Origin of the sequence: Rhodoglobus vestalii (genome assembly GCF_006788895.1) — a bacterium.
GTDB classification, from domain to species: Bacteria; Actinomycetota; Actinomycetes; order Actinomycetales; family Microbacteriaceae; genus Rhodoglobus; species Rhodoglobus vestalii.
Genome location: NZ_VFRA01000001.1, coordinates 2,494,138 through 2,520,899, shown reverse-complemented (window position 1 = coordinate 2,520,899; position 26,762 = coordinate 2,494,138). Strand labels below are relative to the sequence as shown.

The 26,762-nt window shown below is 60.7% G+C and carries 31 protein-coding genes; 11 read left to right on the top strand and 20 right to left on the bottom strand.

The window, feature by feature from the left end; all coding sequences use genetic code 11:
* Window positions 1–11: 11 nt before the first annotated feature.
* A complete protein-coding gene (locus tag FB472_RS12425) occupies window positions 12–572 on the top strand; it encodes a MarR family winged helix-turn-helix transcriptional regulator (RefSeq protein WP_141991152.1) in 561 nt (186 codons plus the stop codon).
* A 105-nt stretch (window positions 573–677) separates the two neighbouring features.
* Here the strand turns inward: FB472_RS12425 and FB472_RS12420 are convergent, their stop codons facing one another.
* Window positions 678–1,586 carry a tyrosine recombinase XerC gene (locus FB472_RS12420; protein ID WP_246078211.1) on the bottom strand — a complete coding sequence of 303 codons (909 nt, stop codon included), beginning with the start codon at window positions 1,584–1,586 and terminating at the stop codon, window positions 678–680.
* A gap of 56 nt (window positions 1,587–1,642) precedes the next feature.
* On the opposite strand from FB472_RS12420, the gene FB472_RS12415 reads away from it, so the two are divergent.
* On the top strand, window positions 1,643–2,464 hold the full coding sequence (locus FB472_RS12415; RefSeq protein WP_141991150.1) for an SDR family NAD(P)-dependent oxidoreductase: 822 nt from the start codon (window positions 1,643–1,645) through the stop codon (window positions 2,462–2,464).
* Here FB472_RS12415 and FB472_RS12410 read toward each other — a convergent pair.
* From FB472_RS12410 to FB472_RS12355, 12 genes are all read right to left on the bottom strand, one after another.
* Window positions 2,461–3,327: an NADPH-dependent oxidoreductase gene (locus FB472_RS12410; protein WP_141991149.1), complete on the bottom strand. Its 867-nt coding sequence runs from the start codon at window positions 3,325–3,327 to the stop codon at window positions 2,461–2,463. The two genes, FB472_RS12415 and FB472_RS12410, sit on opposite strands and share 4 nt — an antisense overlap.
* Window positions 3,317–4,228 carry a phosphodiesterase gene (locus tag FB472_RS12405; RefSeq protein ID WP_021808810.1) on the bottom strand — a complete coding sequence of 304 codons (912 nt, stop codon included), beginning with the start codon at window positions 4,226–4,228 and terminating at the stop codon, window positions 3,317–3,319. The genes FB472_RS12410 and FB472_RS12405 overlap by 11 nt, the downstream gene beginning before the upstream one ends.
* A gap of 144 nt (window positions 4,229–4,372) precedes the next feature.
* A complete protein-coding gene (putP, locus tag FB472_RS12400; protein WP_141991148.1) occupies window positions 4,373–5,893 on the bottom strand; it encodes a sodium/proline symporter PutP in 1,521 nt (506 codons plus the stop codon).
* 275 nt (window positions 5,894–6,168) lie between these two features.
* Window positions 6,169–7,455, bottom strand: a complete 1,287-nt coding sequence (dprA, locus tag FB472_RS12395) for a DNA-processing protein DprA (RefSeq protein WP_141991147.1) — start codon at window positions 7,453–7,455, stop codon at window positions 6,169–6,171.
* Window positions 7,452–8,984 carry a YifB family Mg chelatase-like AAA ATPase gene (locus tag FB472_RS12390; protein WP_141991146.1) on the bottom strand — a complete coding sequence of 511 codons (1,533 nt, stop codon included), beginning with the start codon at window positions 8,982–8,984 and terminating at the stop codon, window positions 7,452–7,454. The genes dprA and FB472_RS12390 overlap by 4 nt, the downstream gene beginning before the upstream one ends.
* Window positions 8,981–9,337 (bottom strand): YraN family protein, encoded by a 357-nt coding sequence (locus tag FB472_RS12385; RefSeq protein WP_141991145.1) that lies wholly within the window; start codon window positions 9,335–9,337, stop codon window positions 8,981–8,983. Before FB472_RS12385 ends, FB472_RS12390 begins: the two co-directional genes overlap by 4 nt.
* A gap of 105 nt (window positions 9,338–9,442) precedes the next feature.
* Window positions 9,443–10,063 carry a LysE/ArgO family amino acid transporter gene (locus FB472_RS12380; protein ID WP_141991144.1) on the bottom strand — a complete coding sequence of 207 codons (621 nt, stop codon included), beginning with the start codon at window positions 10,061–10,063 and terminating at the stop codon, window positions 9,443–9,445.
* Window positions 10,064–10,079: 16 nt separating this feature from the next.
* Complete coding sequence (locus FB472_RS12375; RefSeq protein ID WP_009772690.1) at window positions 10,080–10,403, bottom strand: DUF2469 domain-containing protein; 324 nt, start codon at window positions 10,401–10,403, stop codon at window positions 10,080–10,082.
* A 22-nt stretch (window positions 10,404–10,425) separates the two neighbouring features.
* Window positions 10,426–11,061: a ribonuclease HII gene (locus FB472_RS12370; protein WP_141991143.1), complete on the bottom strand. Its 636-nt coding sequence runs from the start codon at window positions 11,059–11,061 to the stop codon at window positions 10,426–10,428.
* Window positions 11,062–11,064: 3 nt separating this feature from the next.
* Window positions 11,065–11,820, bottom strand: coding sequence for a signal peptidase I (gene lepB / locus FB472_RS12365; protein ID WP_141991142.1), 756 nt, complete (start codon window positions 11,818–11,820; stop codon window positions 11,065–11,067).
* A 67-nt stretch (window positions 11,821–11,887) separates the two neighbouring features.
* The gene (gene rplS / locus FB472_RS12360; protein ID WP_021808802.1) at window positions 11,888–12,235 is read right to left on the bottom strand and encodes a 50S ribosomal protein L19; all 348 of its coding nucleotides are present in this window, start codon (window positions 12,233–12,235) and stop codon (window positions 11,888–11,890) included.
* Window positions 12,236–12,365: 130 nt separating this feature from the next.
* The gene (locus tag FB472_RS12355) at window positions 12,366–12,851 is read right to left on the bottom strand and encodes an MFS transporter (protein WP_170192094.1); all 486 of its coding nucleotides are present in this window, start codon (window positions 12,849–12,851) and stop codon (window positions 12,366–12,368) included.
* A 70-nt stretch (window positions 12,852–12,921) separates the two neighbouring features.
* Between FB472_RS12355 and FB472_RS12350 the strand changes: the two genes are divergently transcribed.
* Window positions 12,922–13,548 carry a TetR/AcrR family transcriptional regulator gene (locus FB472_RS12350; RefSeq protein WP_141991141.1) on the top strand — a complete coding sequence of 209 codons (627 nt, stop codon included), beginning with the start codon at window positions 12,922–12,924 and terminating at the stop codon, window positions 13,546–13,548.
* Window positions 13,545–14,312 (top strand): type I methionyl aminopeptidase, encoded by a 768-nt coding sequence (gene map, locus FB472_RS12345; protein WP_141991140.1) that lies wholly within the window; start codon window positions 13,545–13,547, stop codon window positions 14,310–14,312. Before FB472_RS12350 ends, map begins: the two co-directional genes overlap by 4 nt.
* A gap of 53 nt (window positions 14,313–14,365) precedes the next feature.
* Here map and trmD read toward each other — a convergent pair whose 3' ends face one another.
* The 6 genes from trmD to ffh all read right to left on the bottom strand — a co-directional run bounded on the left by trmD (window position 14,366) and on the right by ffh (window position 18,993).
* Complete coding sequence (gene trmD, locus FB472_RS12340) at window positions 14,366–15,052, bottom strand: tRNA (guanosine(37)-N1)-methyltransferase TrmD (RefSeq protein WP_141991139.1); 687 nt, start codon at window positions 15,050–15,052, stop codon at window positions 14,366–14,368.
* A gap of 17 nt (window positions 15,053–15,069) precedes the next feature.
* A complete protein-coding gene (rimM, locus tag FB472_RS12335) occupies window positions 15,070–15,720 on the bottom strand; it encodes a ribosome maturation factor RimM (protein WP_141991138.1) in 651 nt (216 codons plus the stop codon).
* A gap of 12 nt (window positions 15,721–15,732) precedes the next feature.
* Window positions 15,733–15,969, bottom strand: coding sequence for an RNA-binding protein (locus FB472_RS12330; protein ID WP_021808796.1), 237 nt, complete (start codon window positions 15,967–15,969; stop codon window positions 15,733–15,735).
* A gap of 3 nt (window positions 15,970–15,972) precedes the next feature.
* Window positions 15,973–16,437: a 30S ribosomal protein S16 gene (gene rpsP / locus FB472_RS12325; RefSeq protein WP_141991137.1), complete on the bottom strand. Its 465-nt coding sequence runs from the start codon at window positions 16,435–16,437 to the stop codon at window positions 15,973–15,975.
* Between the two features lie 194 nt (window positions 16,438–16,631).
* Complete coding sequence (locus FB472_RS12320; protein ID WP_141991136.1) at window positions 16,632–17,414, bottom strand: LLM class F420-dependent oxidoreductase; 783 nt, start codon at window positions 17,412–17,414, stop codon at window positions 16,632–16,634.
* Window positions 17,415–17,430: 16 nt separating this feature from the next.
* Complete coding sequence (gene ffh, locus FB472_RS12315; protein WP_141991135.1) at window positions 17,431–18,993, bottom strand: signal recognition particle protein; 1,563 nt, start codon at window positions 18,991–18,993, stop codon at window positions 17,431–17,433.
* 74 nt (window positions 18,994–19,067) lie between these two features.
* On the opposite strand from ffh, the gene FB472_RS12310 reads away from it, so the two are divergent.
* Together FB472_RS12310 and FB472_RS12305 are read left to right on the top strand one after the other, a co-directional pair.
* Complete coding sequence (locus FB472_RS12310; RefSeq protein WP_141991134.1) at window positions 19,068–19,952, top strand: LLM class flavin-dependent oxidoreductase; 885 nt, start codon at window positions 19,068–19,070, stop codon at window positions 19,950–19,952.
* A gap of 51 nt (window positions 19,953–20,003) precedes the next feature.
* Complete coding sequence (locus tag FB472_RS12305) at window positions 20,004–20,525, top strand: gamma carbonic anhydrase family protein (protein ID WP_141991133.1); 522 nt, start codon at window positions 20,004–20,006, stop codon at window positions 20,523–20,525.
* Here the strand turns inward: FB472_RS12305 and ftsY are convergent.
* On the bottom strand, window positions 20,522–21,391 hold the full coding sequence (gene ftsY, locus FB472_RS12300) for a signal recognition particle-docking protein FtsY (RefSeq protein ID WP_021808790.1): 870 nt from the start codon (window positions 21,389–21,391) through the stop codon (window positions 20,522–20,524). The genes FB472_RS12305 and ftsY overlap by 4 nt on opposite strands.
* Before the next feature lie 173 nt (window positions 21,392–21,564).
* On the opposite strand from ftsY, the gene FB472_RS12295 reads away from it, so the two are divergent.
* From FB472_RS12295 to FB472_RS12275, 5 genes are all read left to right on the top strand, one after another.
* Window positions 21,565–22,416, top strand: coding sequence for a MurR/RpiR family transcriptional regulator (locus FB472_RS12295; protein ID WP_141991132.1), 852 nt, complete (start codon window positions 21,565–21,567; stop codon window positions 22,414–22,416).
* A 125-nt stretch (window positions 22,417–22,541) separates the two neighbouring features.
* Window positions 22,542–23,222, top strand: coding sequence for a tyrosine-protein phosphatase (locus FB472_RS12290; protein ID WP_170192093.1), 681 nt, complete (start codon window positions 22,542–22,544; stop codon window positions 23,220–23,222).
* A complete protein-coding gene (locus FB472_RS12285; protein WP_141991130.1) occupies window positions 23,215–24,015 on the top strand; it encodes a metallophosphoesterase family protein in 801 nt (266 codons plus the stop codon). The genes FB472_RS12290 and FB472_RS12285 overlap by 8 nt, the downstream gene beginning before the upstream one ends.
* Window positions 24,016–24,026: 11 nt before the next feature.
* Window positions 24,027–25,052, top strand: a complete 1,026-nt coding sequence (locus tag FB472_RS12280) for an ABC transporter substrate-binding protein (protein WP_141991129.1) — start codon at window positions 24,027–24,029, stop codon at window positions 25,050–25,052.
* Entirely contained in the window at window positions 25,036–26,751 is a 1,716-nt protein-coding gene (locus tag FB472_RS12275) for an ABC transporter permease (protein ID WP_141991128.1), read from the top strand. The genes FB472_RS12280 and FB472_RS12275 overlap by 17 nt, the downstream gene beginning before the upstream one ends.
* The last annotated feature ends 11 nt before the right edge of the window (window positions 26,752–26,762 follow it).

Below are 26,762 nucleotides of genomic sequence, written 5' to 3'. Positions count from 1 at the left end.
AACTAAGGCGCATGCAAGACAGTGGACAGGCACCGGGGCGCGATCCGGCGCGCCGCTCTACTCGGCTGCTGCGCGACATCCTCGACACCAACGAAGAATTCGAACAGCATGTTGGGCGAACCCTCGCCATCAACGCGACCGACCTGCAGGCGATGGAACACCTGATCATGCACGGGCCGTTGCCCCCCACCGAACTTTCTCGTCGGCTCAACATTTCAACCGCGGCCGTTACCACAGTTATTGACCGCCTCATCGGCGTCGGGCACGTCACGCGACAACAACATCCCACGGATCGGCGCAGTGTGCTGGTTGTGCCCAACCCACGGTCAGTGGAATCTGCGATGTCAACGCTCATGCCCATGATTATGGGAATCGACCGGGTTCTCGACGAATTCGATGACACAGAAAAATTGGTCATCGAACGCTACCTTGACCGAGTCGTCACCATCTACCGCGATCAGCTCCCCGAAGCGGGAGACACCGCTGGGGCGAAACCCGCAGGCCCAAAACCCGCAGCGCCCCGCTCGCGGGTTCGAGCGCCAGGGCCGCGACGCACATCATGGATGCCCTGACGGAACACTGACCGCCTGCGGGAATATCGAGTGTTTATGACACCGCAGGCACCACCGATTCCGCAGGCGTTGGCAGCGCGCGTCGCCGCAGGCGAAAAGAATTCGCTAGGCCCGAGGGTGCGCCGTGCGATAGCTTTCGCGCAGACGCTCCGTTGACACGTGCGTGTACAGCTGTGTTGTGCCCAAGCTGGCGTGCCCCAACATCTCCTGCACTGCCCGCAAGTCTGCCCCACCATCGAGAAGATGAGTAGCGGCGGTATGGCGCAGCGTGTGCGGGCCCGAGCCCCCAGACCCCGGCACCTCCGCCAGCAAGTGAGCAACCATTTCGTAGACAGTACGAGGGCTCAAGCGCTTGCCTCGCGCACCGACAAAGAATGCCGCATCCCCGGCACCTTCGCCGGTGAGCTGTGGGCGAGCACGCTCCAGGTAGTCAGAGATAGCCCGGTGCGCAGGGATGCCGAACGGCACGACCCTTTCCTTGGATCCCTTGCCAAGGACACGCACGGTGAGCCGCGAATGGTCAATGTCGTTCACGCTCAACCCGGTCAGCTCGCTCACGCGGAGCGCTGAAGCGTAGAGCAACTCGACAATAGCCAAATCCCGCACAGCAACCGGGTCGGCGGATGAGGCGCGCGCCGCGACACTCTGCAACATCTCGGACATTTGATCGCGATTGAGGACACGGGGAAGATGTCGCTCAGCCTTCGGTGCTTTTAGTCGTGCTGCGGCATCCGTTGACGCATGATTGGTCTTCTCCAACCAGCCGCTGAAGCCGCGCGCCGCAGCGGCCCGTCGAGCAAGAGTCGACTTCGCGAGACCCGCAGTGGATGCGTGCCACAGCCAATCTCGCAATAACTCAAGGTCGAGATCGTCGGGCTCACTCGCCCCGTGCTCGGCCGCGAACTCGACCAGATTGGCGAGGTCGGAACGATACGAACGCACAGTGTGCACGCTGAACCCTCGATCGGCCGCAAGATACGCCGCGAACGTGTCAACGAGGAGGGGAAGGTTCACGTGTCTATCGTGCGGCATGCGCGCACGAATCGGGTGCGCCGCGATAGCGTTTCGGGATGGCCACAGAATCTTCTCGCACGCCTCACGGTATTGCCCTTGTCACCGGCGCGACCTCCGGAATCGGCGCCGAGTTTGCCCGTCAACTTGCGAAGCAAAGCTACGACCTTGTCCTGGTTGCGCGCGACCGCCCTCGTCTCGAGACTGTGGCGGCGCAGTTACGCGAGCATACCCATGTTGCCGTCGAAGTGATTGCCGCCGATCTCACCGATGCAGCCCAGCGCGATGTCGTCGAGCGGCGACTGAAGTCGGAGGCTGACCCCATTACTTTTCTCGTCAACAATGCCGGCTACGGACTTCCGCAAGAGTTTTCGCTTAATTCAGCCGACGACGAAGCCCGCATGTTGGAGATTCTGGCAACGGTTCCGCTCAGACTCAGCCATGCGGTGCTGGGCGGAATGCTCAGTCGCGGTACCGGTACCGTACTGACCGTCGCCAGCCTTGCCGGGGAGGCCCCGCTAGGAACGTACGCGGCCGCGAAAGCGTGGGCGATGAACTTTAGTCGCTGGGCCAACGCGCACTACCGGAGTCGCGGCGTAACCTTCACCGCGCTGGCCCCCGGTTTTGTGCGCACCGAGTTCCATTCGCGGCTGGGTGTTGCACGCGCATCCATGGCACCGAAGTGGATGTGGCTTGATGCCAACTTTGTTGTGCGGTCCGCTCTTCGCAGCGCTGCCCACGGTCGCGCCGTATCTATTCCTAGTGTGCGCTACAGACTTCTCTGGATGTTCATGAAGCTAGCCCAACCGTTGATTGCGGTCTTCGTGGCGCGGACGAGTCGGCGAACCGCTACGGTGGCAGACAAACGGCACGACAGCTAACGAATGGTGAAACCGCGAGATTCCACTTCGTCTTTGAGTTGATCGCGTAGCGCCGCCGAGGGGCCAGCTAATGTTTCTGGCTTGCTCGTGCGACGCGCTGTGTGTTCCGCCCAGCCATATTCCGAATCCGCAACCTGGTGAGTGCCCGTGGCCACCTGTCGCCCCGCATACAGCCCGTTGGCGATCATGGCCGCGTCATAGTCGGTGACATGTTGCTCTAGATCATCGGTCGAGTACTGCTCATAGTGAACGACCGAGTCGCTGGGGAGTCTCGGTTTCGCACCACGACGTGCCGCAGCGCTCGGGTACCCGATCGTGAGCCCGGCGATCGCCACCACGCCATACGGCAGAGCCAACTCTGCCGCGACACGATTGGGTTCATTTCTTACCGAACCAATTGGCACCGCACCGAGGCCCAGCGATTCTGCTGCGACGAGAGCATTCTGAAGGGCAAGACTTGCATCGATGGATGCGGTCAGAAACATTTCGAGATTGTTGGCGGCGAAGGGGTGGCCTTGCCGCTCGGCAAGATAGCGCAACCGGGACGTATCAGCGCAGAAGACCAGCATGACGGGAGCCTCGGCAACATACCCTTGATCGCCAACTAGGTGGGCCATTCGCGCCCGCCGTTCGTCGTCCTGAATAACGATGATGCTGTAGGCCTGAAGATTCGATGAGGTGGGTGCACTGCGCGCGGACACTAGGATCGCCTCCATCGCCTCGGCAGCAATCGGAGTGGAATCGAACCGGCGAATTGACTCATGGCCGGTGATGACCCGAATGGTGTCGGTAAGGAACTCGGGCAGTACCGTTCGCTGCTCTTGCTCGAAACGGGTCAGTGGCGGTGTGTTTTCAGTGTGCATTGAAGGAAGAGTTTTTCGCTGAGAAGGTTTCGAGTCGTTGTTCTGGTGTCATCGCTTCAATCTGCGCCCAGGCCTCGGCCGAGTGGCCCGTGATCTCTGTAGTGTCGCCGACAGGAATGATTGAGTGCACTGTCTGCTCTTCGTAGACGTGCACAACGTTGACCGCTTGACCATAGTCGACACCCGACAGCAGTCGATCCTGGGCGCTGAGGTCGAGCGTGTAGCAGGTGGCAGATGCCACCGAGACGGGGATGCCCACGAAAGTGGAGTGCGTCGAGTAGTGCAGGTGACCGGCAAGAATCGCGCGCACATCGCTGCCTCTCAACACCTCCGCCAAGCGTTCTTGGCGTTGCAGTTCGAGCATTCCCATTGCTTCGAGCATGGGCGTCGGGATGGGCGGATGATGTATCGCGAGCAGGGTGCCGTGCGGCGCCGGGGTAGCAAGTTCGCGGCTGAGCCACTGAAGCTGCGCGTCACTGATGGCTCCGTGGTGGTATCCGGGCACTGTGGTGTCGAACGAGATGATGCGCAGCCCGTCGATCATGTACACACGGTCTTGCGGGGCATCCGACTCAGTGTCAAAGAGCAGTGATGAATAGTGTGCACGCTCGTCGTGGTTGCCCATCACCCAAATGATTTCCGCGTTCATCCGCGCAGCGGCTGGCTCAACGATGCCTCGCAGTCGAACGTAAGCGTCTGGTTCACCGAGGTCGGCCAGATCTCCCGTGAAGACGATCGCTTGGGGGTGTGCCGTGGACCGCTCAAGCTGGGCGAGTGCCTGCTCGAGGTGCGCGATGGTGTTGGCGGTTCCGAAGAGGGGTTTACCACCGGCGAGAAGGTGGGTATCGCTGATGTGGGCGATGACATGGCTGGGTGCAGGGTACTGGCCGAGTTGAATCACCTCACCAGCCTAGGCCGCTCGGATGTCATCTGACAGGGTGTTCGCTCGCGTGTTAATCACCACACAACGAGAATTGCCCGCCTCCACGAGTGGGGGGCGGGCAATTCTGGTGTTTACGTTGCGCTCTGCGCGTGTGTCAGAAGGTTACTCACTCTTCGACAGGACGGGAAGCTGCACCGTTCCCGTCTTGACACCTTCGACGGCAGAGTCAAACTCTTCGGTGATCCCGTCAATGTTCTTGAAGGTGAGCATGCTGACGACGACGGCGACGACTAGGCACAGTGCGAAGCCGGGAACGATTTCGTACATCGCACCGGTGAGCGCTGGGATGTTGCCCCAAACGATGACGGTAACTGCACCGGCGATCATGCCAGCAAGTGCGCCCATGCTGGTGAGCTTGCGCCAGAAGAGCGACAGAAGCACGATCGGTCCGAATGCTGCACCAAAGCCGGCCCAGGCGTATGCCACGAGGGCGAGGATCGACGAGTTGGGATCCCAAGCAAAAACAATGGCGATGATTGATACAATCAGCACACCCATGCGGCCCAAAATTACCTGTGCCTTGGGCGTTGCTTCCTTCTTCGCAACGATCTTGAAGAGGTCTTCTACCAGCGCAGAGGACGACACGATGAGCTGCGAGGAGATCGTGCTCATAATGGCGGCCACGACTGCTGCGAGAACGAGTCCGGCAATCAGCGGGTGGAAGAAGATCTGTGCAAGCTCAAGGAACACGCGCTCCGGGTTATCAAGGGTCAGCCCCGGGTTCTGCTGGAAGTAGGCGACACCGATGAGGGCTGTTGCCATGGCTCCGAGTACGGAGACGACCATCCAGGTGATGCCGATACGGCGACCTGCGACTGCATCTCCGGGTGAGCGAAGTGCCATGAAGCGCACGAGGATGTGAGGCTGGCCGAAGTAGCCAAGGCCCCACGCTGCCGCTGAGATAGCGGCGAGTACAGTACCGCCTGAGATCAGGCTGAACATGTCGATTTCGGTGTTCGCTGCGCGAATCGATTCGATGGTGTTCGCAACTCCACCGGTTTGAGTGATGCCGACTATGGGCACGGCGATGAGGGCGAGGAAGATCATGATGCCCTGCACAACGTCAGTGTAGGTTGCACCAATGAATCCGCCAAAGAGTGTGTAAAGGACCGTGACTCCACCGACTACAAGCATTCCGATGTAGTACTCGGAGCCAAACGCGCTCTGGAAGAAGATGCCGCCAGCGACCATTCCCGATGAGACGTAGAAGGTGAAGAAAATGAGAATAATAATGCCGGCTGTGATGCGCAAGATGCGCGTTTTGTCACGGAGGCGGTTCTCGAAGAAACTCGGCAGTGTGATCGAGTTTTTGGACACTTCGGTGTAAGCACGTAGGCGCGGTGCGACAAACTTCCAGTTGAGCCAGGCGCCGATGGTGAGCCCGATGGCGATCCAGCCTTGAAAAAGGCCTCCGATGTAGAGGGCTCCGGGGAGTCCGAGGAGGAGCCAACCGGACATGTCGGATGCTCCGGCGCTGAGCGCTGCGACTCCGGGGCTGAGCTTACGGCCAGCAAGCATATAGTCGTCGAGATCGCTGGTGCGTTTGTACGCCCACCAGCCAATTCCGAGCATTGCGGCCAAGTAAATGACCATTGCGATAATTTGGAAGAATTGATCGTCCACGGTATTGCCTTTCGTATGCACGTCGGTGGGCTGAGGTTATCTACCATTGCAGAGATAAGAGTTAGTAACAATCTCAATAGATGACCATGAAACATCAAGTTTTCTAATGAATTCGTCTTCGTTTGCTGATTTGCCGCTCATTTCAGGCGTTCCTGCAGATTTCTTGCACGTGGAACGGCAAGTTCACAGCTTTCCGGGCTTGCGCTGACAGACAGAATCGGTTGATTTTTTTATGTACTGGTGTTTGCGTGCGCTCGGTTTTGAGCGCCGCAAGCTCACAGCACCGTGGCTCTCGTCTGAGCGTTCTTCGGGGTTGAGGGTGTCGCGGCTTGCTTCCAGCCGCGCTCAGATTCACTGACGCGACCGTCGAGTTCGAGCATGCCGAGCCGCGCTCGCACCACGGCAAGAGCGAGACCACTGCGAGCGGCGATGTCGTCGGTGGTGCGCGCACTACGTGCGCTGAGCGCATCGAGGAGACGCGTGGTTTCTGTGCTGTGCAGGACACCAGCATCTTCTGCGGCGGAGTGGGGTTCGGGATGAAGAACACCGGCTTCGTGGTCGAGCGGTGCGAGCTCCGCCATCTGGTCGGGATTGGTGACGCAGACGGCATCGTAGTCACGAATGAGGCGGTGGCACCCTGCGGAGGCGGCGCTGGTAACGGGGCCGGGTACGGCGCCCAACGGCCTGCCGAGGGTGGCCGCGTGGCCTGCGGTATTGAGCGAACCTGAGCGCCAGCCCGCTTCAAGCACGACCGTAGCGACACTGGCCGCGGCAATGAGCCGGTTTCTTTGCAAAAACCTCCACTTGGTGGGTGGCGAACCGCACGGGAGTTCAGAGATCACCGCTCCATTGTCAACAATTCGGGTGAGGAGGCTATCGTGGCCGCTCGGGTAGAAACGGTCGACTCCTCCGGCAAGGAATGCCACAGTGAGTCCCTGACTGGCAATTGCTGCCCGGTGGGCCATTCCGTCGATGCCGTAGGCAGCGCCGGAGACAATGGTGTAGCCGCGGTCGACGAGTCCCGCCGATGCTTCCATGGTGATGTGTTCTCCGTACCCGGTTGCGGCTCGCGCCCCGACCAGGGCCATTCCGTTGACGAGCCCAGCAAGCGCCGCATCCGTTCCTCGTACCCACAGCGCGAACGGCGCATGCCAATCGAGGTCATTGAGTCGTGCGGGCCACAGCGCATCCTCCGGGGTGAACAGTCGTGCCCCAAAGCGTGCGGCCTGTCGCAGCGCGATGAGGGCGCTGTCGGATTTGAGGCGCGGTAGCCACCGTTCCATAGCCTGCCGCATGTCATCCTCGGGAACTGGGTCGCTTTCTTGGGTCAGTTCGGCGGCAAAGCGTGCTGCGCTCCAGTGGTCAACAACTGCGGTGAGCGCGCGCGACGGACCAAGCTGTCGCACGGCCCGACCGGCGAGGCGGTCGCCGGGTTCGGCGAGTCCGCTCCAGGTGGCTCGTGCGAAGCGATCCTCGATGGTCTGACGTTCGAGATTGGTGTCACCGCTCACGGCCCGCACAAGGGTGGCGATTTCTGATTCTTCGAGTCCAAACATACTCACTGTGACATTGCCTTTCGTAGATACAGCGCTTGACCGACGTGGGTTTCGTCGGGTCGTTCGTCGGCGGCGAGGTCGGCCAGCGACCACGCGACGCGCAAAACGCGGTCGTAACCCCGCATGGTGATTCCGCCTCGTTCGAGTGCGCGATCGAGCCCGGCGGTATCGCGCGGCGCGAGTCGTAGTTCTCGACTGCGAAGGTAAGAGCCGGGCACCTGAGAGTTAAGGCGCCACGGCGTTGTCGTGAGACGCGACTGCGTCCTCTGGCGGGCCGCAGCGACCTGAGCACGCGCATCTGCGGTCGACAGCGAGGGCCGCTCCCCCGCGAGTCGCAATTGTGCACTCGTAATTCGTTCGACCCGAAACTGGATGTCGATGCGGTCCAGTAGCGGGCCCGAGAGCCTGGCAAGATAGCGGCGCCGCGAATTGGGTGGGCACGTGCATTCGCTATCGGGGGCACCCCACTGCCCGCAGGGGCACGGATTGGCGGCCATCACGAGTTGGAAGCGGCCGGGAAAGTGCGCGACGGAGTTGGCACGGTGGATGCTGATAACTCCCGATTCGAGAGGTTGCCGCAGTGCATCGAGAGCCGCGGGCGCAAACTCGGGTGCTTCGTCGAGAAAGAGCACTCCGTCGGAGGCTCGCGCGGCAGCACCCGGACGAATCTGCGAACTGCCGCCGCCCACAAGCGCAGCAGCGGTGGCGGTGTGGTGTGGCGACTCAAGCGGCGGGCGGGTCGTTAGGCTGCTGCCGACGGGAAGGCCTGCCAGGGAACGGATTGAGGAGACTTCGAGGGCTGCTTGCTGGTCGAGGTCAGGCAGTAGGCCAGGTAATCGGGCTGCGAGCATTGTCTTGCCAGCGCCGGGCGGCCCCAACAGGAACACGTGATGGCCGCCAGCAGCTGCCACCAGCATCGCATCAATCGCATCCCCGCTGCCAATCATGTCGGAGAGGTCACCACTTTCGACAGGAGCAGCCTCAACGCTCGGCCTCGTGATGATCTCCACGGGCTCGGGCGAAAACTCGCCCCCGTGCCAAATCGCAGCATCGCGCAGCGATGGAACCGCAACAACGCGAATATCCGGAACGAGAGAGGCTTCGTCTGCGTTGCCGGTGGGAACCATGACGGTGCTGAAACCCGCACGAGAGGCCGCGAGCACTGCGGGCAGCACCCCGTTCACCGGGCGCAGTCGACCATCGAGACCCAGTTCGCCGATATGGAGAACGCGATCGATCGATTCGGCAGACACCGTACCGGATGCCGCGAGCGCCGCGACCGCGATTCCCAGGTCAAAGCCAGAGCCGTGTTTGGGCAGAGCGGCGGGCGACAGGTTGACGGTGATTTTGCGGTTTGGCAAGCCGCATCCGGAGTTAGTCGCTGCCGCCCGCACTCGATCCTTAGCTTCACCGAGGGCCGTGTCGGGTAGTCCGATCAGCACAAAGCCAGGGAGGTTGTTGGAGAGGTCTGCCTCAATCTCTACGATCGCTCCCTCGAGCCCGAGTAGTGAGACAGCGTAGGTTCTGCCGATCACGACACACGCTTCAGGTGCTCGATCTCAACCGGGCCGCGAGACGGCAGAATCACCGCGACCGCGTCGATGCGAATTGTCGCCGCCGAGCCAGGGTGCCGCTCGCACCAGGCGGCAGCCAGTCGTCGCAGCCGCGCCACTTTGGTTGCAGTGATTGATTCGAAAGGGTGCCCAAACAGCACACTCGATCGAGTCTTGACCTCGACGAACACCACCTCGTCGCGATCGCGCGCCACAATGTCGAGTTCGCCTTGCGAGCACCGCCAATTGCGGTCGAGGATGTCGAGCCCTGCGTCAATCAGGTGATCAACCGCGAGGTCTTCACCGCGAGCGCCAAGTTCGTCTTTTGCTGCCATGGCTCAAGGGTGGCGCGGGTGCGCAACGTCGCAGGCATGAAGGGGGAGGTTAGCGCGAAGTGCGAGATGAGTACGTCATGGGGAGGAGAAGTCTGATGCGCCCGGTTATTCGAACAGCCCCATGACGAGACTGGCCGCCAGCAGCACCATGATCACGGCGATCAGGATGTCGAGCACCCGCCAGGCGGTAGGCTTCGCGAACAGCGGACGCAGGAATCGGCTGCCATACCCGAGCGCCGCAAACCACAGCACACTGCCCAGACACGCGCCGAGCGCGAACCACCAGCGGTCGTCGCCGTACGTTCCGCCGATTGATCCGAGCAGCAGCACAGTATCGATGTAGACGTGCGGGTTGAGCCAGGTGAGCGCGAGCGCCGTCGAGAGAGCTGCGGCGAGCGTCATCCCGGTGCCGCCAGCACTAGTGGTGAGGGCCTGCGGCCGCGTCGCTCGCCGAATCGACAGGAACGCATACACAAGCAGGAACAGCGCGCCGCCGACCCGCGCGACAACCAGCAACCAGCTGGCCTGTTGGATGAGAGCTCCGAGGCCCGCGATCCCCGCGAGAATCAGAACAATGTCCGACAGCATGCAGATAAGAACAACGGGCGTCACGTGCTCGCGTCGCAACCCCTGACGAAGCACGAACGCATTCTGAGCACCAATCGCGATGATCAGCGATAGACCAAAACCGAGGCCGGCAAGCACGACGGAGACAATCGCGGGCATGAATTGACTCTACGGGCTACTCGTCGAGCGCAAGTTCTTTCGGCAGTTCGAGATCTTTGGCGCTCAGTTCTTCGATGTTTACGTCTTTGAAGGTCAGCACACGCACGCTCTTGACGAAACGGTCGGAGCGGTACACATCCCACACCCACACATCGGTCATCGAGAGCTCGAAATAGAAGTCATGCTCCGTGTCACGGCGCACCAAATCGACTTCATTCGCGAGATAGAAGCGTCGCTCCGTTTCGATCACAAAACGGAATTGGCTTACGACATCGCGGTATTCGCGGTACAGCGCTAGCTCGACCTCGCGGTCGTAGTCTTCAAACTCGTCTTCATCCATGCTGCATTCATTGTAGGCCGCACTACCGCAACCATGTGTGCCGGTGCAGCTCGGTCGCCCCGAGCCGACCAATCGCCTCAAAGTGGGCCGCCGAACCGTAGCCCTTGTTGCTCGGCCAGTGGTAGCCAGGATACTCGGTGTCGGCCTCAATCATCATGCGATCGCGGTGCACTTTTGCCACCACGGATGCTGCAGCAACCGAAACGCAGTCGCGGTCTGCTTTCACCCTGGTGTGCACTCGCGGCGCCACCGTCAGGGAGCCACTGAGCCAGTCGGTGGAACCGTCCAACAGCACCACGCTCGACATAACGTCTACACCCGCATCATGAAGCTGGATGAGTGCGCGTTTGCCGGCGAGCCCGAGTGCGGCGGTGATTCCGATGGAGTCGATTTCCGTGGCATCCGCGTAGCCGACGGCCGATAGTGGTGCCCACTCACGGGTGAGGGGAGCAAGAAGTTCGCGACGTTTTTCGCTGAGCATTTTGGAATCTCGGAGCCCTGCCGGCCAGGGGCCGTGCGCGGCACTCATCGCGGTCATCCCCACCGCGACCGGACCAGCGATAGCTCCCCTACCGACCTCGTCGCAGCCGATCACTAGATGGGTGCCAGTTCTGAACAGTTCGCCTTCGACTTCACTGGTCGGATCAGCTACCGGCACCGATTACTCTGCGTTCTCGACAACTCGCTGGAACGTCTCCCCGTGGCTATCGAGCAAGCTCCAGCGGTTAATGGGCCAACTGATGAGCACGGCACGACCGACCACAGAATCAATTTTCACGAATCCTCCCGTGGGGTCATCCTTGTGAAAAGCGGAGTCAGCAGAGTTGTAACGGTTATCTCCCATGACCCAGACGGAATCATCGGGCACGGTTACCGTGAAGTCGTCACGTGTTGCTTTCGTTACGCCTTCCGGGAGCACAGTGTATGGCTCGTTGAGTGGAACACCATTGACAATGATCTGGCCGAATTCGTTGCAGCACTCAACGGTGTCGCCGGGCATACCGATTATGCGTTTGATGAGGTGGTTGCTGCTGTCGGGAGCACTGAGACCCACGAAAGCAAGCACGGCATCCACGGCACCAACAAACCAGTTCTGGGGCTCAACGGAGATAGCCGGAAGCCACCCGCCCGGATCAGTGAACACCGATACATCGCCGTGCGAGAGAGGAAACAGGGTGGGTTCAAGCTGGTTGACCAGGATGCGGTCTTCGATCTGCAGAGTGTTTTCCATCGATGATGACGGGATGTAGAACGAGCGAACCAGAAAAGTCTTGATCAGGAATGAGATCAGAATTGCCACGACAACAATAATCAGCAGGTCGCGGAGGAAGAGTATCCACCCGGCTCCCTTCGGGGCAGCATGGCGCCGGTGGCCACGACTGCCGCGCCGCGTATTGTCAACAGTTTCGTTTGTCATTTAACCCCAAAGCTCCCAGCAAGCATAAGCCGCCGGGAGCAGTTGGTTTGTGAAAGGCGAGTGGCTACTAGTTGTCGCGCTTCTCTTTGATCTTCGCCTTCTTGCCGCGAAGCGCGCGCAAGTAGTAGAGCTTGGCGCGGCGAACAGCACCACGTGAGACAACCTCAATGTGGTCGATTACTGGGGAGTGCACGGGGAACGTACGCTCGACACCGACTTGGAAGCTCACCTTGCGAACCGTGAAGGTTTCGCGAACTCCGTGGCCGGAACGGCCGATGACAACTCCTTGGAAAACCTGAATACGCGAGCGCGTACCTTCGATGATGTTTACGTGAACCTTGACGTTATCGCCGGCACGGAAATCGGGAATGTTGTCTTTGAGAGACGCCTTGTCGACGTCATCGAGAATATGCATAATTGATCGCTCTCTGCGCCCGCCATGAGTCGAACGCACATTGTTAGATAAGAAAGTTTGTGCGTAAAGCGGTTACGACGCCCTCACGGCAGAGTCGTGCGCGAGCACAATGAATAATCTTGCCATACATTTACCGTGAAGTGCGATTCTCATCGGGGTCAAGGATGATGACATTGCCGTTATCGAGGCGTTCCCCCGGATAGGTGGGGCGCTGCGCGTCACGCTCGAAACCCTCAACAAGGCTCGTAAAACGTTTACGGGTTTCGGTAACAAGCTGCCAGAGTGCGATCCAGAAGCCCACAACCGCAGCAACGACGACTAAAGCTGCCAGCAGCGGCGCATCAACGAAGCCATAGGCGATGATCACAGCGTGCCACCCGGCCAGCACCCCGGCGTCGATCCACGACACCGCCTTTTCGGAGCGAACGCTCTTTCGTGCAGCGGTCAGCCCCACAACCGCGAGGAGAGAAAACGCCAAAATGGGGCACAGCAACAGAAAGAGAACGAAATCCCAGCCCACGCTGGAGCCAAAGACTCCGCGCCCCACTAACACCCACACGGGTAGCACAATCACAGCGATGAACTGCCAGTAGTAGAACGCGTGCCTGATCATCATGGTCTCAGGGTATCTTCGATGTGATTAAGAATGCTGAAAAACTCACACTGAAAGACCTAGGTGCTCCCCCGTGCCAAACCCCACCAATGCGCGCACTGAACCCGTGCAGCAGCGAAGCGCAGAACGCATCAACGCCCTTCTCGATGCTGCGGCCATACTCCTTGACGAAGTCGGGATCGACGCGATGACCACCAACGATGTTGCAAAAAGGGCGCAGTCGTCGGTGGGTGTTATCTATCGCTATTTTCCCAACATCCAGTCACTGCTTCGCGCTCTCGCCTCTCGCAACTTCGACAAGTACCGTGCCGGACTCACGGCGACGCTTAATAAAAGGGCTACCAACGCGCTTGATGCGCTCAACGTGTCGATCGATGTTTATGTCGAGTTAAGCCGCACCGAGCCGGGTTTTCGTGTGGTCTCCTTTGGCAGCATTATCGACCGCCGCTTCAACGTGAATCGCAAAAGTAACAACACTGCGCTGGCAGAAATTCTGACGGACCTCCTTGTTGCGACCTACGGTGTGCCCGCGTCAGACTCGCTCGCTTTCGATATTGAGGTCACCGTCGAAATAGCAGATTCTCTGCTCGAGCGTGCATTCTTGTATGACCCACACGGGGAAGAACCGTTTATCGAGAGACTTCGAGAGTTCATTGCGCAACTCTTGGAACCGCACACGAAAGAGGCAATCACCGAATGATCGAGTTGCGAACGCCCGCCGAAATCACGGAGATGAAAGCGGCCGGTGAGTTTGTTGCGAGCGTACTGACGGCCACTCAAGCGGCTGCCGCGGTTGGCGTGAACCTACTCGAACTCGATGCGCTCGCCCACAGCATGATCCGCGAACGCGGAGCTGAGAGCTGCTACATCGACTATCACCCCTCGTTTGGCGCTTCCCCGTTCGGCAAAGTGATCTGCACCTCGGTCAACGATGCTGCACTGCACGGCCTCCCTCACGATTACGCCCTGCAAACCGGCGACCTACTGAGCCTCGACTTTGCGGTGGCCGTCGATGGTTGGGTTGCCGACTCTGCGATCACTTTCGCCGTCGGAACGCCGCGCGATGAAGACCTCAAACTGATGGATGTCACCTCACGGGCGCTTGATGCCGGCATCGCGGCAGCTGTTATGGGCAATCGCATTGGCGATATTTCTGCCGCCATCGGTGACCTTGCGTACGGCGCAGGTTACGAAGTGAATCTCGATTTTGGTGGCCACGGAGTGGGTCGCGAAATGCATGGTGACCCGCACATTCCCAATGACGGCAAGCGTCGCCGGGGAATGCCTCTGAAAGCGGGACTCGTGTTCGCGATCGAACCGTGGCTCATGATCGGTACCGACGAAGTCTTCACGGATGACGACGGCTGGACGCTGCGCAGTGTTGACGGTTCACGTGCCGCCCACTTCGAGCACACGGTGGCGATCACACCGGATGGCCCGCTCGTTCTCACCGCCCGTTCGTAGGCAAGGGCGAGGGCGAGGGCGAGGGCGAGGGCGAGGGCGAGGGCGACCGGATGCTACTGGTCGTCGGCGAGCAGGTCAGGCCGCACACGTCGGGTGCGTTCGAGCTGCTGCTCATGACGCCAGTCGGCAATCGCCTTATGGTTTCCGCTGAGTAAAACATCGGGAACGGAGCGCTCTCGCCAGATGGCGGGTTTGGTGTAGCTCGGGTACTCAAGCAGACCCTGCTCGTGGCTCTCCTCCGTGAGGCTCTCCGGATTGCCGATCACTCCCGGCACCAGACGACCAATGGCTTCGATCATGGCCATCGTTGCAACCTCACCGCCGTTCAGCACATAGTCGCCCAGGCTGATTTCGCGGACACGCACCGTTGATGCGGCGTAGTCGATAACTCTCTGGTCGATTCCTTCATAGCGTCCACACGTGAAGACGAGATGCTTCTCGTTGGCAAGTTCACGTGCCGCAGCCTGGGTGAAGGGAACCCCGGCAGGAGTCGGAACAATCACTACCGTTTCGGGCGTGAGCGTGGCATCCAACGCTTCACCCCAGGGCTCAGGGCGCATTACCATTCCTGCCCCACCGCCGTAGGGGGTGTCGTCGACGGTGCGATGCCGGTCGTATGTAAAATCACGCAGATCGTGAACGGCGAGTTGGATAATTCCGCGCTCACGAGCCTTGCCAAGCAAAGAGATATCGAGCACCCCAAAGAAGTCGGGGAAGATCGTCACGATGTCGATGTGCACGCGTTGACCCTATCCCGCTACTTGGTGTCGGGTGAGTCTGGTGAGTCTGACGCGGTCGGTGTCTCTGGTGTTTCGGACTCGGACGCTGCTGCTGTTGCTGTTGCTGTTGCTGGCACGACATCATCAGGAATCTCTTCAAAAAGCCCCGGCGGCGGCGTAACAACCATTTCGCCAGTTTCGAGATTAACACTGGCGACAATCGACTTCACGAACGGCACGAGCACATCGCCGTCATCGGTCGTAACCGTGAGCAGATCCTGGGCAGGAAAATGATCCACCTGCGCGAGGGTCCCCACCTGAACGCCATCTCGAATGACTTTTAGGCCAATGAGCTGGTGGTCGAACCACGCATCCTCTTCAGGCTCCTCATTGGGATCGTGTTCGATCCAGAGGATGGCCTTGACGAGAGTTTCTGCTGCACTGCGGTCGAGCACTCCAGTGAAGAAGGCGACCGGCTGAGCATTGAACCACTTGAGCTCGATCAGCTCGATCGTTTTTCCGTGCCACGAAGAACTCGTTGGCACCTGCAGGGAAAACACGGCTCCCGGAACGAAACGTCGTTCCGGGGCATCCGTGTACATCTCTACTTTGATGGCTCCCTTAAGCCCATGCGCCTTCGTCAGGCGCCCCACCCGCAGCTGTGTGCGACCTTCGCGGGGCGTCTTCACTTCACCCACTGTTTAGAAGTCAGTGTCGACGACGTCAACACGCACCTTGCGACCATCGGCCAAGGCCGTGATCAACGTGCGCAGTGCTTTCGCCGTGCGACCCGCGCGACCGATTACGCGGCCAAGATCTTCGGGATGCACGCGAACCTCAAGAAGTTCACCGCGCTGCGTGTTCTTCGCAACGACCTGAACGTCTTCGGGGTGATCGACGATTCCTTTGACGAGGTGTTCGAGAGCGGGAGCGAGCAACTGCTAAGCCTTGTCTGCTTCAGCTGCAGGTGCTTCAGCAGCAGCCTCGGTAGCGGCGGGAGCTTCTTCAGCAGGAGCTTCCTTAGCAGGCGTCTCTTCAGCTTTGGGCTCAACCTTGTCAGCCTTGGGCTTCAGAACCGGCTTCTTCTTTCCGTCGGCTTGGAACTCTGCCTTGGCTTCTTTCACCTTGACGGTGCTCTTAGCGTTCTTGTCACCCTTGAAGATGCCCCAGTCGCCGGTCAACTTGAGGATTGTCTCAACCTGCGGGCTAGGCTGCGCGCCGACGCCCAACCAGTACTGTGCACGCTCCGACTCGACCTCAATGAACGAGGGCTCCTCGGTCGGGTGGTACTTTCCAATTTCTTCGATGACACGACCATCACGCTTTTTGCGCGAGTCAGCAATGACGATGCGGTAGTAGGGTGCACGGATCTTGCCCATGCGCTTCAAACGAATCTTTACAGCCACAATTCTCCTGATTTAAATGTTATTGGTGGCGAACCGCTAGCCGTGAGCGTGGGGGCACACTCGGCAGAAAAGCTCTAGTGGATTCCGTTCGGGCCAGATTAGAGGGTCGGGCTACGAAGGACTCAACCGCCTATTCTGCCAGAGTTTTTGCCCGATGCGGAACAGGGGGCAAAGAAAACTCCGAATGGGTGGCGTTAGGCGTTCTGTGCGTCTCTCCAGGAAAGCCACTGCTTGGTGGCCGTGAGGTCATGCTCCGGGCCGCTTACCCCCAGGGTGAAGAGGGTAACTCCCTGCTCGAGCAAGCCATCCGCGTCTTCGATGCTTCTGCTGCGGAGATCGCTCGACAGCTCGATCTCGTTCATATCCCGGCCAACGGTCTCGCAATGCGCCGCGAGCACATTCTTTTTGTGAGCAAGCTCGTCACCGGCGACAAAGCCATGCCAGATATCTGCGTGTTCCGCCACCAGCTTGAGGGTTTTCTTCTCGCCACCGCCACCAACCAGCACAGGTATTTTGCGGGTGGGTGGCGGGTTGAGCTTGCTCCAGCGGGACTCGATACGCGGGAGTGCCTCGGCGAGCGCATCCAACCGCGATCCGGCGGTTCCGAACTCGTAGCCGTACTCGTCATAGTCGCGCTCGAACCAACCTGATCCGGTGCCAAAGATGAAACGCCCGCCACTGATGTGGTCGATCGTGCGAGCCATGTCGGCCTGAAGGTCAGGGTTGCGGTAGCTGTTGCAGTTGACGAGGGTTCCGAACTCAACGCGACTCGTCAGTTCTGCCCACGACGCCAACTCGGTCCACGCTTCAAAGTGCAAGCCGTCGGGCTCACCAGAGAGCGGAAAGAAGTGATCCCAGTTAAACAGGATGTCAACGCCGAGCTGCTCAAGCTCACGAACCCGATCCCGGATCGCCGAATACTCGGCGTGCTGAGGTTGAAGTTGAATGGCGATACGAACGGGGCGGCTCAGAGTCATGACTCCACAATATCCGCTAACGACCGAGGAACTTCTGCAAACTCTCAAGCTCTTCGGGTGATGGCGCACTGCCAGCAGGCTTCGAACCACCGAGTCCAAAGCCTGAGCCGGCGGGCGCGGATGGAGCGCTCACGCCCTGAGCCCGTGCCGCTTCTTCTGCGGCGCGCCTAGCCGGGTTGCCCGACTTGGAGCCCTTCTTTTTCTGGTTCTTCTTCGCCGATTTGCCGCCGTGGCCTCCGGCAATCGGCCCCATTCCGGGAATCTGGGGCGTGCCACCCTTGGCAACCGTCTTCATCATCTTGGCGGCCTGTTCGAAGCGGTTCACCAGCGCATTGACCTCGGTGACGGTCGTTCCCGAACCGCGAGCGATACGAACACGACGCGAGCCATTGAGTAGCTTCGGCACCGTGCGCTCGTGCTTCGTCATCGACTGGATGATGGCCTCAGTGCGCGTAATCTCCGACTCGTCGAAGTTGTCGAGCTGCTCGCGCATCCCCTTCGCCCCGGGCAGCATTCCGAGCATGCTTTTGATCGAACCCATATTTTTGAGCTGCTGCATTTGCCCAAGGAAGTCATCGAGGGTGAAAGAATCGCTGGCAAACTTTTCCGCAACCTTGCGTGATTCTTCTTCGCTGAACGTTTTCTGCGCCTGCTCGATGAGGGTGAGGATGTCACCGAGATCAAGAATTCGGCTGGCCATGCGGTCGGGGTGGAATGGCTCAAAGTCGTCGAGCCCCTCACCAGTGGAAGCGAACATGATGGGACGGCCCGTGATCGAGGCCACCGACAGTGCGGCACCACCGCGGGCATCACCGTCGAGCTTCGACAGCACGACGCCGGTGAAGTCGACACCGTCTTGGAAGGCGCGTGCAGTCGTCACAGCGTCTTGACCGATCATCGCGTCGATAACGAAGAGCACTTCATCGGGGTCAACAGCCTTGCGAATGTTGGCGGCCTGCTTCATGAGTTCGGCATCCACACCCAAACGACCAGCGGTGTCAATGATCACAACATCGTGCTGCTTATCTTTCGCGAACTTGAGGGCCTGCTTGGCCACCTTGACCGGGTCGCCCTTGCCGTTACCTGGCTCGGGCGCAAAGACTGCGACACCCGCCTGACCGGCGACAACCTGAAGCTGGGTGACGGCGTTCGGGCGCTGAAGGTCGGCAGCAACCAACAGAGGGGTGTGACCATCGGCGGCAAGCCACTTAGAAAGCTTTCCGGCGAGCGTGGTTTTACCCGCACCCTGCAACCCGGCCAGCATGATGACGGTCGGCGGGTTCTTAGCGAACTCGATGCGGCGTGCCTCACCACCCAAAATCGTGACGAGCTCGTCGTTGACGATCTGCACCACTTGCTGGGCAGGGTTCAATGCGCCCGACACCTCATGGCCGAGTGCGCGTTCACGAACGCGGCCCGTGAAGTCTTTGACGACCTCGAGCGCAACGTCGGCATCGAGCAGCGCACGACGAATCTCACGAACGGTGCGATCAACATCGGCTTCGCTGAGCTTGCCCTTGCCGCGCAGGTTCTTGAAGGTATCCGCGAGGCGGTCGGTGAGATTTCCAAAAGTGGCCATGATCGAATTAGTTTAAGGTGTCTGAGCCGCGTGAGCGAACGCACCCCGCTGGGAGTGTGCCCGAGTAGGGTGAGATGGTGAGACACGGCATCGTAATACTCCCCCAACAGCCCTGGGCTGAAGCCAAACAGCGCTGGATCCACGCCGAAGAACTCGGCTTCGATCATGCCTGGACCTACGACCACCTGTCGTGGAGATCTCTTGCCGACGAGACGTGGCACGCAACGGTTCCCACGCTCACGGCAGCCGCGAGCGTGACCAGCCGCATCAGGCTCGGCACCTTTGTCGCCTCGCCTAACTTTCGGCATCCGGTGACCTTCGCCAAAGAGCTTGCGACACTCGACGATGTCAGCGGCGGCCGCTTTCTGCTCGGCGTTGGCTCCGGCGGAACGGGCTTCGACTCGACCGTGCTCGGCCTGGCCGAGTTGAGCCCCCGCGAACGCCACGCTCGTTTCGAGGAGTTCGTTCGTGGTCTCGACGAACTGCTGCGCTTCGAAGAGCTCGGCAGCGGTGGCATCAGCTTCAGCGGCGACTGGTTCACCGCAGTGAATGCACGGATGGTCGGGGCGCCGGCCCAATCTCCGCGATTGCCGTTCGTCGTTGCCGCCGAAGGCCGCCGTGGCCTGAAGCTTGCCGTCGAACTCGCCGACGGCTGGCTCACGCTCGGCCGCACCGCAGACACCCTCGACCAGTGGTGGCAGGCGGTAGCAGACGTGTCAGAGCGCCTCGATGACACCCTCGACGATGCGGGCAGAGCATCCGCCACTCTTGATCGCTATCTCAACCTTGACGGTGCACCGCGGTTCAGCCTTGACAGTGTTGGTGCGTGGGATGACGCTGTCGGTCGCGCCGAAGCTCTCGGCTTCACCGACGTGATTGGGCACTGGCCCCGCGCCGAAGGAATCTATGCGGGCGACGAGAACGTGTTGATCGAGATCGCATCACGCTTCTCCCGCTAACTTTTCTGCCTCGCGCACTAACTCACTCCCGTGTCGCGCTAGCGTGGAGGCATGACTGCTCTCATCGTGCCCATCGCCGGACATACTCCACTTATTTCTGACAGCGCCTTCGTTGCGTCGAACGCGACGCTGGTCGGGCAGGTCACCCTCGGCGAACGCGTGAGCATCTTCTACGGTGCCGTGCTGCGGGCCGATGTCGACTCCATCACCATCGGCGAGGGCTCGAACCTGCAAGACAACGTCACGGTGCACTGCGACGAAGGTGTTCCGACATCCGTAGGTTCCGGAGTGAGTGTCGGTCACGGCGCCGTACTGCACGGCTGCACGGTCGAAGATGACTGCCTGATCGGGATGAGCGCAACAGTGCTCAACGGTGCCGTCATCGGCACCGGATCACTCGTCGCTGCAGGAGCTGTCGTGCTCGAAGGCACCATCGTGCCCCCCGGATCCTTGGTTGCCGGCGTGCCAGCCAAAGTGCGTCGCGAACTCAGCGATGACGAGAGAGCCGGAGTGCGCCAGAACGCCACCCACTACCTCGACATTGCGGCTGCACATAAAGCGGCCAGCAACTAGCCAACAAGACCCTGCACGAACACGTGCGGGGTGAAACCGGTGAGGTCATTGATGCCCTCACCCTGACCGACCAGCTTGATCGGGATGCCGGTGCGCTCCTGCACGGCAAGAACAAAACCGGCCCTAGCCGACCCATCCAGTTTCGTGATCACGAGGCCGGTAACCCCAGCGTGCTGGATAAAAGCCTCCGCCTGCGCAACACCGTTCTGACCCGTGGTGGCATCAAGCACGAGCAACACTTCGGCGATCTCGGTCTGCTTCTCGATTACCCGGCGGATCTTGCCGAGCTCATCCATCAGGCCGCTCTTGGTCTGCAAGCGCCCCGCAGTATCAATAATGGCAATATCGATCGACTCCCGCTGAGCCCACTCCACCGTCTGAAATGCGACGGATGCCGGATCTTGGCCCTGCTGCTGCGGGCGCACAATCTCTGCTCCCCCACGCTCGGCCCACGTCGCCAACTGCTCAACCGCGGCAGCACGAAACGTGTCCGCCGCACCAACAACAACGGTGCGCCCATGACCAACCAAGAACTTGGCAAACTTGCCAATCGTGGTGGTCTTTCCGACGCCATTGACCCCAACAACCAGCACAACTGCGGGGCGGGCGCTGAGAGTGAGAGTGGGGTCGAGTCTAGCCAGGCGTTCCTCAAGGGTTTCGCGCAGCATCCGCTTCAGGTCTGCGGGGTCGTCTGTCTTGTACTTGGCGACACTCGCCCGCAGCTCTTCGATGACCGAGTCGGTGATGTCAGGCCCGAAGTCGGCCGAGATCATTGCGTCTTCGAGGCCGCTCCACGTATCGGCGTCGATCGTGTTGCGCGCGAACATAGATTTGAGTGCGCCAGAGAGCGACCAGGATGCTGCCATACCTACAGGGTATGGCAGGGGTGCGCCCCTGCCGTACCCTGTGCGCCGCACCATCACAAAACTGTGCAGCAGTAGCGAGTGCAGGCGTCTCCAGAACCACGAATGGACACTTCGTGTTCGCCACGACTCACTATGCTGTTCGCCACGCGATATTACCGACCCAAGGAGTGCGCATGAGTTCCCTCGATTCTGGTGCTTCGACTCCGCTGCTGACACGATTGCGCTCAGCACTGCCCATGCTCGGCCCGAGTGAGGGTCGGGTCGTACAGGCTCTCATTGACGCACCAGACAATTCGGTGGAGTGGTCAACTGCCGAGCTGGCAGCTGTTGCGCACACCTCGCCCGCTACAGTAATCCGGGCGTGCCAAAACCTAGGATTTCGCGGCTACCAGCACCTTCGCCTTGAGCTAGCCCGCACCCCCGCACGCCCCAGTGTGGAGTCGCGACACATGGTTTCGACCATCTTCGCGGAGGCCGCCGATGCTATTAGCGTGAGTCAGGAGAGCCTCAGCACGGCTGATTTCGACCGCGCAGCAACGGCGCTCTCGCAGGCCGGCCGCGTGCTTATGGTGGGCACCGGGTTTTCCTCCCCGCCAATTCAGGATGCCGCACTGCGCTTCCTGACCGCAGGCCGCCCAGTCGACGCCCCGCTCGATGTGCAGGCCCAGCAGTTTGCCGCGCGTCTCCTAAAAGGGGGGGATGTTTGTCTGGCTGTCAGTTACTCCGGAGCCAATGCGAACACGCTCAAGGCGTGCAGCGCCGCGAAGGACGGCGGCGGTGCAACGGTGATCGCGATCACGAGCTTTGCTCGATCGCCATTGACCAGACTTGCCGATGTCTCTCTGGTGACCGGGCCCGTCACCCGCAACCACGACGTTGACCCCCATCTCAGCAGGATCAGTCACGGACTGGTTCTCCATGCGCTGCAGCGGGCCGTATTTGCGCAGCCGGGCGCAGAGTCGCTCATGACCTCCATGCGCGATGTCGTGGCGGATTCCCTCACCGACGGTTTTCCGGGCACGTAGCGAGAACGTCGCAGTCGGTTCACCGGAAGGTCACACGGCGTTAACCGCCGGTTTAGTTCCGCTCGCGAGTGTCATATGAAACACAATTTCATGCCTCACGAAACGACGGAATGGACGGTCTTGTGATGTGGAATCTCCACGGAACCTACAACCTTCGCCGTGCAGCAAACGAACCCTGGCTCTACCGCTCGGCCGCGCTTGACCACCTACATCAAGACGACATCGATACCTTACGGGCGAACGAAATCGGGCTCGTCATCGACCTTCGAGAGCACCACGAACGCCGCTCAGCCGTCACCTCCATCACGACCACCCACATCCCCATCTACGATCTCCCCGATGGGCCCCCTCAGTCCGGAACACTCAGCTCAATCTATAACCTCATGCTCTTCGATCGCGGCCGCAAACTCGGCTCTGCCGTGTCGGCGATTGCGCGGTCAGAGACCCCAGTGCTCGTCCACTGCACCGCAGGCAAAGACAGGACGGGCTTGGTCGTCGCACTCGCGCTGCACGCCGCGGGTCTCACTGAGGCTGCAGTCGTTGACGACTACGCGGCATCCGGTTCGCACGTCCGACCGCACAGACACGACATCGTCACCCAATCGCTGGCCGCACTGGAGCTCGGCGGCGATCAGCTGGCCAACGCGTTGGAACTGCACCTCGACAGCCCCGCCGCGGCACTCATGTCGGCTCTGGCAGAGATCCGAACCCGCTTCGGCAGCATCAATGAATACCTGCTCGCCCACGGCGTGACACTCCAAGATCTGGCCGCGCTTCGTGAGCGACGAATGGCGAAGCATGCATAGTCTCCTCCTCGCCCACGTGAGCGACCCACATGCAAGCGTTGGCGGCCCCCTCTATGGGACGGTCGACGGCATTGATCGTCTCGATCTCGTCGGACTCTCGCTCAGAGAGATGGGTGTGAACCCAGACGCCGTCATCGTCGCGGGGGATCTCGTGCAGTCGGGCCACACCGAGGCCTATACCGATGTGGCCGCAGCGCTGACCAGACTTGAGGCGAGCACCGGTGCGCCGGTTCTCATCGTGCCGGGAAATCACGACCACCCTCTCGCGTTCCTGACGCTGCCGCAGTCCACGGGCGTAAACCGGCGCATTGCGTACGTCGGGCAGACCCGCTTGGCGCTACTCGACTCGAGCACCGGCAGCCTGGGCAGCACTCAGTTGGAATGGCTCGCCGGGGAACTGAGCGAACCCCACGGAGACGGCACAGTCCTCGTACTGCACCACCCGCCCACACCTTCTCCACTAGTCGCCCTCGCGGGTCGGGAATTGAGCGACGCCGACGAGTTAGCCGCCGTCATCGCAGCATCCGATGTGCGCATGATCCTTGCCGGACACTTCCATCACTCGCTCAGCGCCCAACTCGGCAGCGTACCCATCTCTGTGAGCCCTGCCCTGTCATACCAACAGGACCCGACCGCCGCACCAGAGAGCGTGCGCGGCGTGGACTCACCCGCCTACTCGCTCGTCCATCTCACCGATCGAGGTCACAGTGTCGTGTCCGTCGCCCTGCGCCCCTCTGAGGTGCTCTTTAACTCTCACTCCCGACACATCACTGCAGTATCCCACCTCAACTGAAAGAAGAAATCATGTTTCCTGCAAAAAAACCCTTGACGGTGGTAGCCTTCGCCGCCCTAGCCGGCATCGTGTTGACAGGCTGCACGACTGCCACTGATGCGACAGCGCCAAACTCTGACACCGAGGCCGCCACCATCACGCTCTACACCTCCGAGCCGCAGGAGAAAATCGACGAGATCATCTCCGCATTCACTGAGCAGCAGTCGAATATCACGGTCGAAGTGTTCCGTGCAGGCACGGGTGACCTTACCGCCCGCATCGAGGCGGAGCGCGCCGCCGGCGAAATTCAAGCCGACATTCTGCTCGCCGCAGATGCCCCCACCTTTGAGGCTTATGCCGCAGAAGATCTGCTGCTCGAGTTCGAATCTGCCGAAGCTGCGAACATCAACCAAGACGTCGTCGACCCCGAGGGTTTCTACGTCGGAACGCGCATCATCCCCACAGTGATCGCCTACAACACCGGACTTGTTGACGCCCCGCCGACATCGTGGCAAGAACTTGCCAACCCAGAGTGGGCGAACAAGATTGTCATGCCCAACCCCGATGTCTCAGGAGCGGCCGCCTTTAACGCGACGGTCTGGTACAACGACGACAACCTTGGCAAAGAGTGGCTGAAAAAGCTCGCCGCCAACAACCCAGTCATCGTTGACAGCAACGGCCCAACCTCGCAGGCCATCGCCACCGGAACACAGCCCGTCGGCGCCGTCGTTGATTACCTCGCCCGCGAGCTCGCCGCGGCTGGCTCGCCGATCGCCGTCTCGTACCCGAGCGACGGCGTACCGTACGTGTCGCAGCCAGCCGGAATCTTCGCGAGCACCGACGAGGCGGATGCGGCGAAGTTGTTTATCGACTTCCTCCTGAGCGCTGAAGGACAGCAGCTGGCGGTTGCACAATCGTATCTGCCCGTCCGCAACGACGTCGGAACGCCCGAAGGGGCGCCGCCGATGGATGAAATCAAGATCGTCACGCCAGACCTCGACACCATCAGTGAGAGCCGCGCAGAGGCCGTTACCTACTTCAATGACCTCATCGGCTAGTCGCGCTACGAGAGGCCCGGCCGCACGCGGCCGGGCCCCTTCCCGTGCCCAATTTTTGTTCCCCACGCGTACGACCGAAGGTGGCCGGTTGCGCTGGGATGGCATCAGCTGGCTACGCGTGGCCGCCTGGCTCTTCTGCGCCGGCGTAATCGCTACCCCGCTCAGTGCGATCGCAGTTCAGGCATTCTCTGGCAATCACCTCCCGCTGCTGCTGCAAGGGGACGTTCTCGAAGCCGGGCTAAACAGCCTCATCTCGGCAGGCCTCTCCGCCACGGGCGCAGTCGCGATCGGCACAGCCTTGGCCCTGCTCCTCGATCGCACCGACCTGCCCGGCGCACGTATCCTGCGACTATTCATGCTGACACCACTGCTCGTGCCACCCTTTGTCGGCGCGATCGCATGGTTGAGTATCGCCGGCCCTGCCGGCCCCGTTAACCGGTTCTGGTCTGACACATTCGGTGCGCCACTCTGGAACATCTACGGCGGTGACGGAGTCGTGTTTCTGCTCATTGTGCACTCATACCCGATCGCCTACCTCATCATCGGCGCGGCCCTGCGACGAGTGCCCAGCGACCTTGAGCAGCTGGCCAGAATCGGCGGCGCAGGGGCATGGACTGCGGTGCGCCATGTGACCATTCCCTTGCTGAAACCCGCACTGCTTTCGGCGTTCACACTCACGCTGGTCTCGAACCTCGCCGACTTCGGCATCCCGTCGATCATTGGCCTACCGGAACGCTTCGTGACCCTGTCAACTCTTGTATACCGGTACATTCAATCGGGCACCGTGGATGCTCCACTCGAAGTCGTGTCAACCATCGGTCTGCTGCTGCTGGTACTGGCCGCGATCGCAGTGATTGCCGACACCCTCGTCTCCCGGCGAAAACTTGAGCTCGACGGCGGGGCAACCGTGGCTGTGCCGCTGCAGCTCGGGCGCGCCAAACCTGCCATTGCACTCATCACGTGGACTACGGGACTGGCCCTGACCGCTCTGCCCATCTTCGCCCTGGCAACACAAGCCCTACTGCCTGCACCGGGAGTGCCGCTGACGTGGGAGAACCTTACGCTTGACAGCTTCCGCCGCGCGCTGGGCAGCCCGAGCACCGCGACCGGAGCTATCAACTCCATAGTGTTGTCGGTCGGTGCCGGCATCATCTGCGCCATCGTGGGGCTCACCATTGGAACGCTCATTACCCGCCTGCGCAGCAGGGACAATGCCATCCTCAATGGTCTCGCGCTGCTCCCACAAGCCATTCCAGGTCTCGTGCTCGCCGTCGGCTGGCTCATTATCGCCCCGCAACTCGGCCTATTCAACACGCCATGGCTTATCCTGTGCGCCTACGTCATGGCGTTCTTGGCGATGGTCGTGCAATCCGTCAACGCACCACTTCGCTCAACCCCGCTCGCACTCGAAGAAGCCGCCCGCCTTGCAGGAGCGAGCCGCGCGCGCGCCCTCGTCGATATCTCGTGGCGTCTCGCCGCACCGGCAGCGATCACCGGTGGAGTCCTGGTCATGCTCACGGCTGTTCGCGAACTCACCATCTCCGTGCTGCTCGTAGCCCCCGGAACCCAGACTATCGGAGTGCTTATCTTCAATTTGCAGCAGGCAGGCGCCTACAACGCGGCGTCCGCCCTGTCACTCATCATCACCGTTATCGGACTTGCCGGACTCGGACTCACCGCCCGCAGCATCCGCGCCTAGGAAGGAAAACC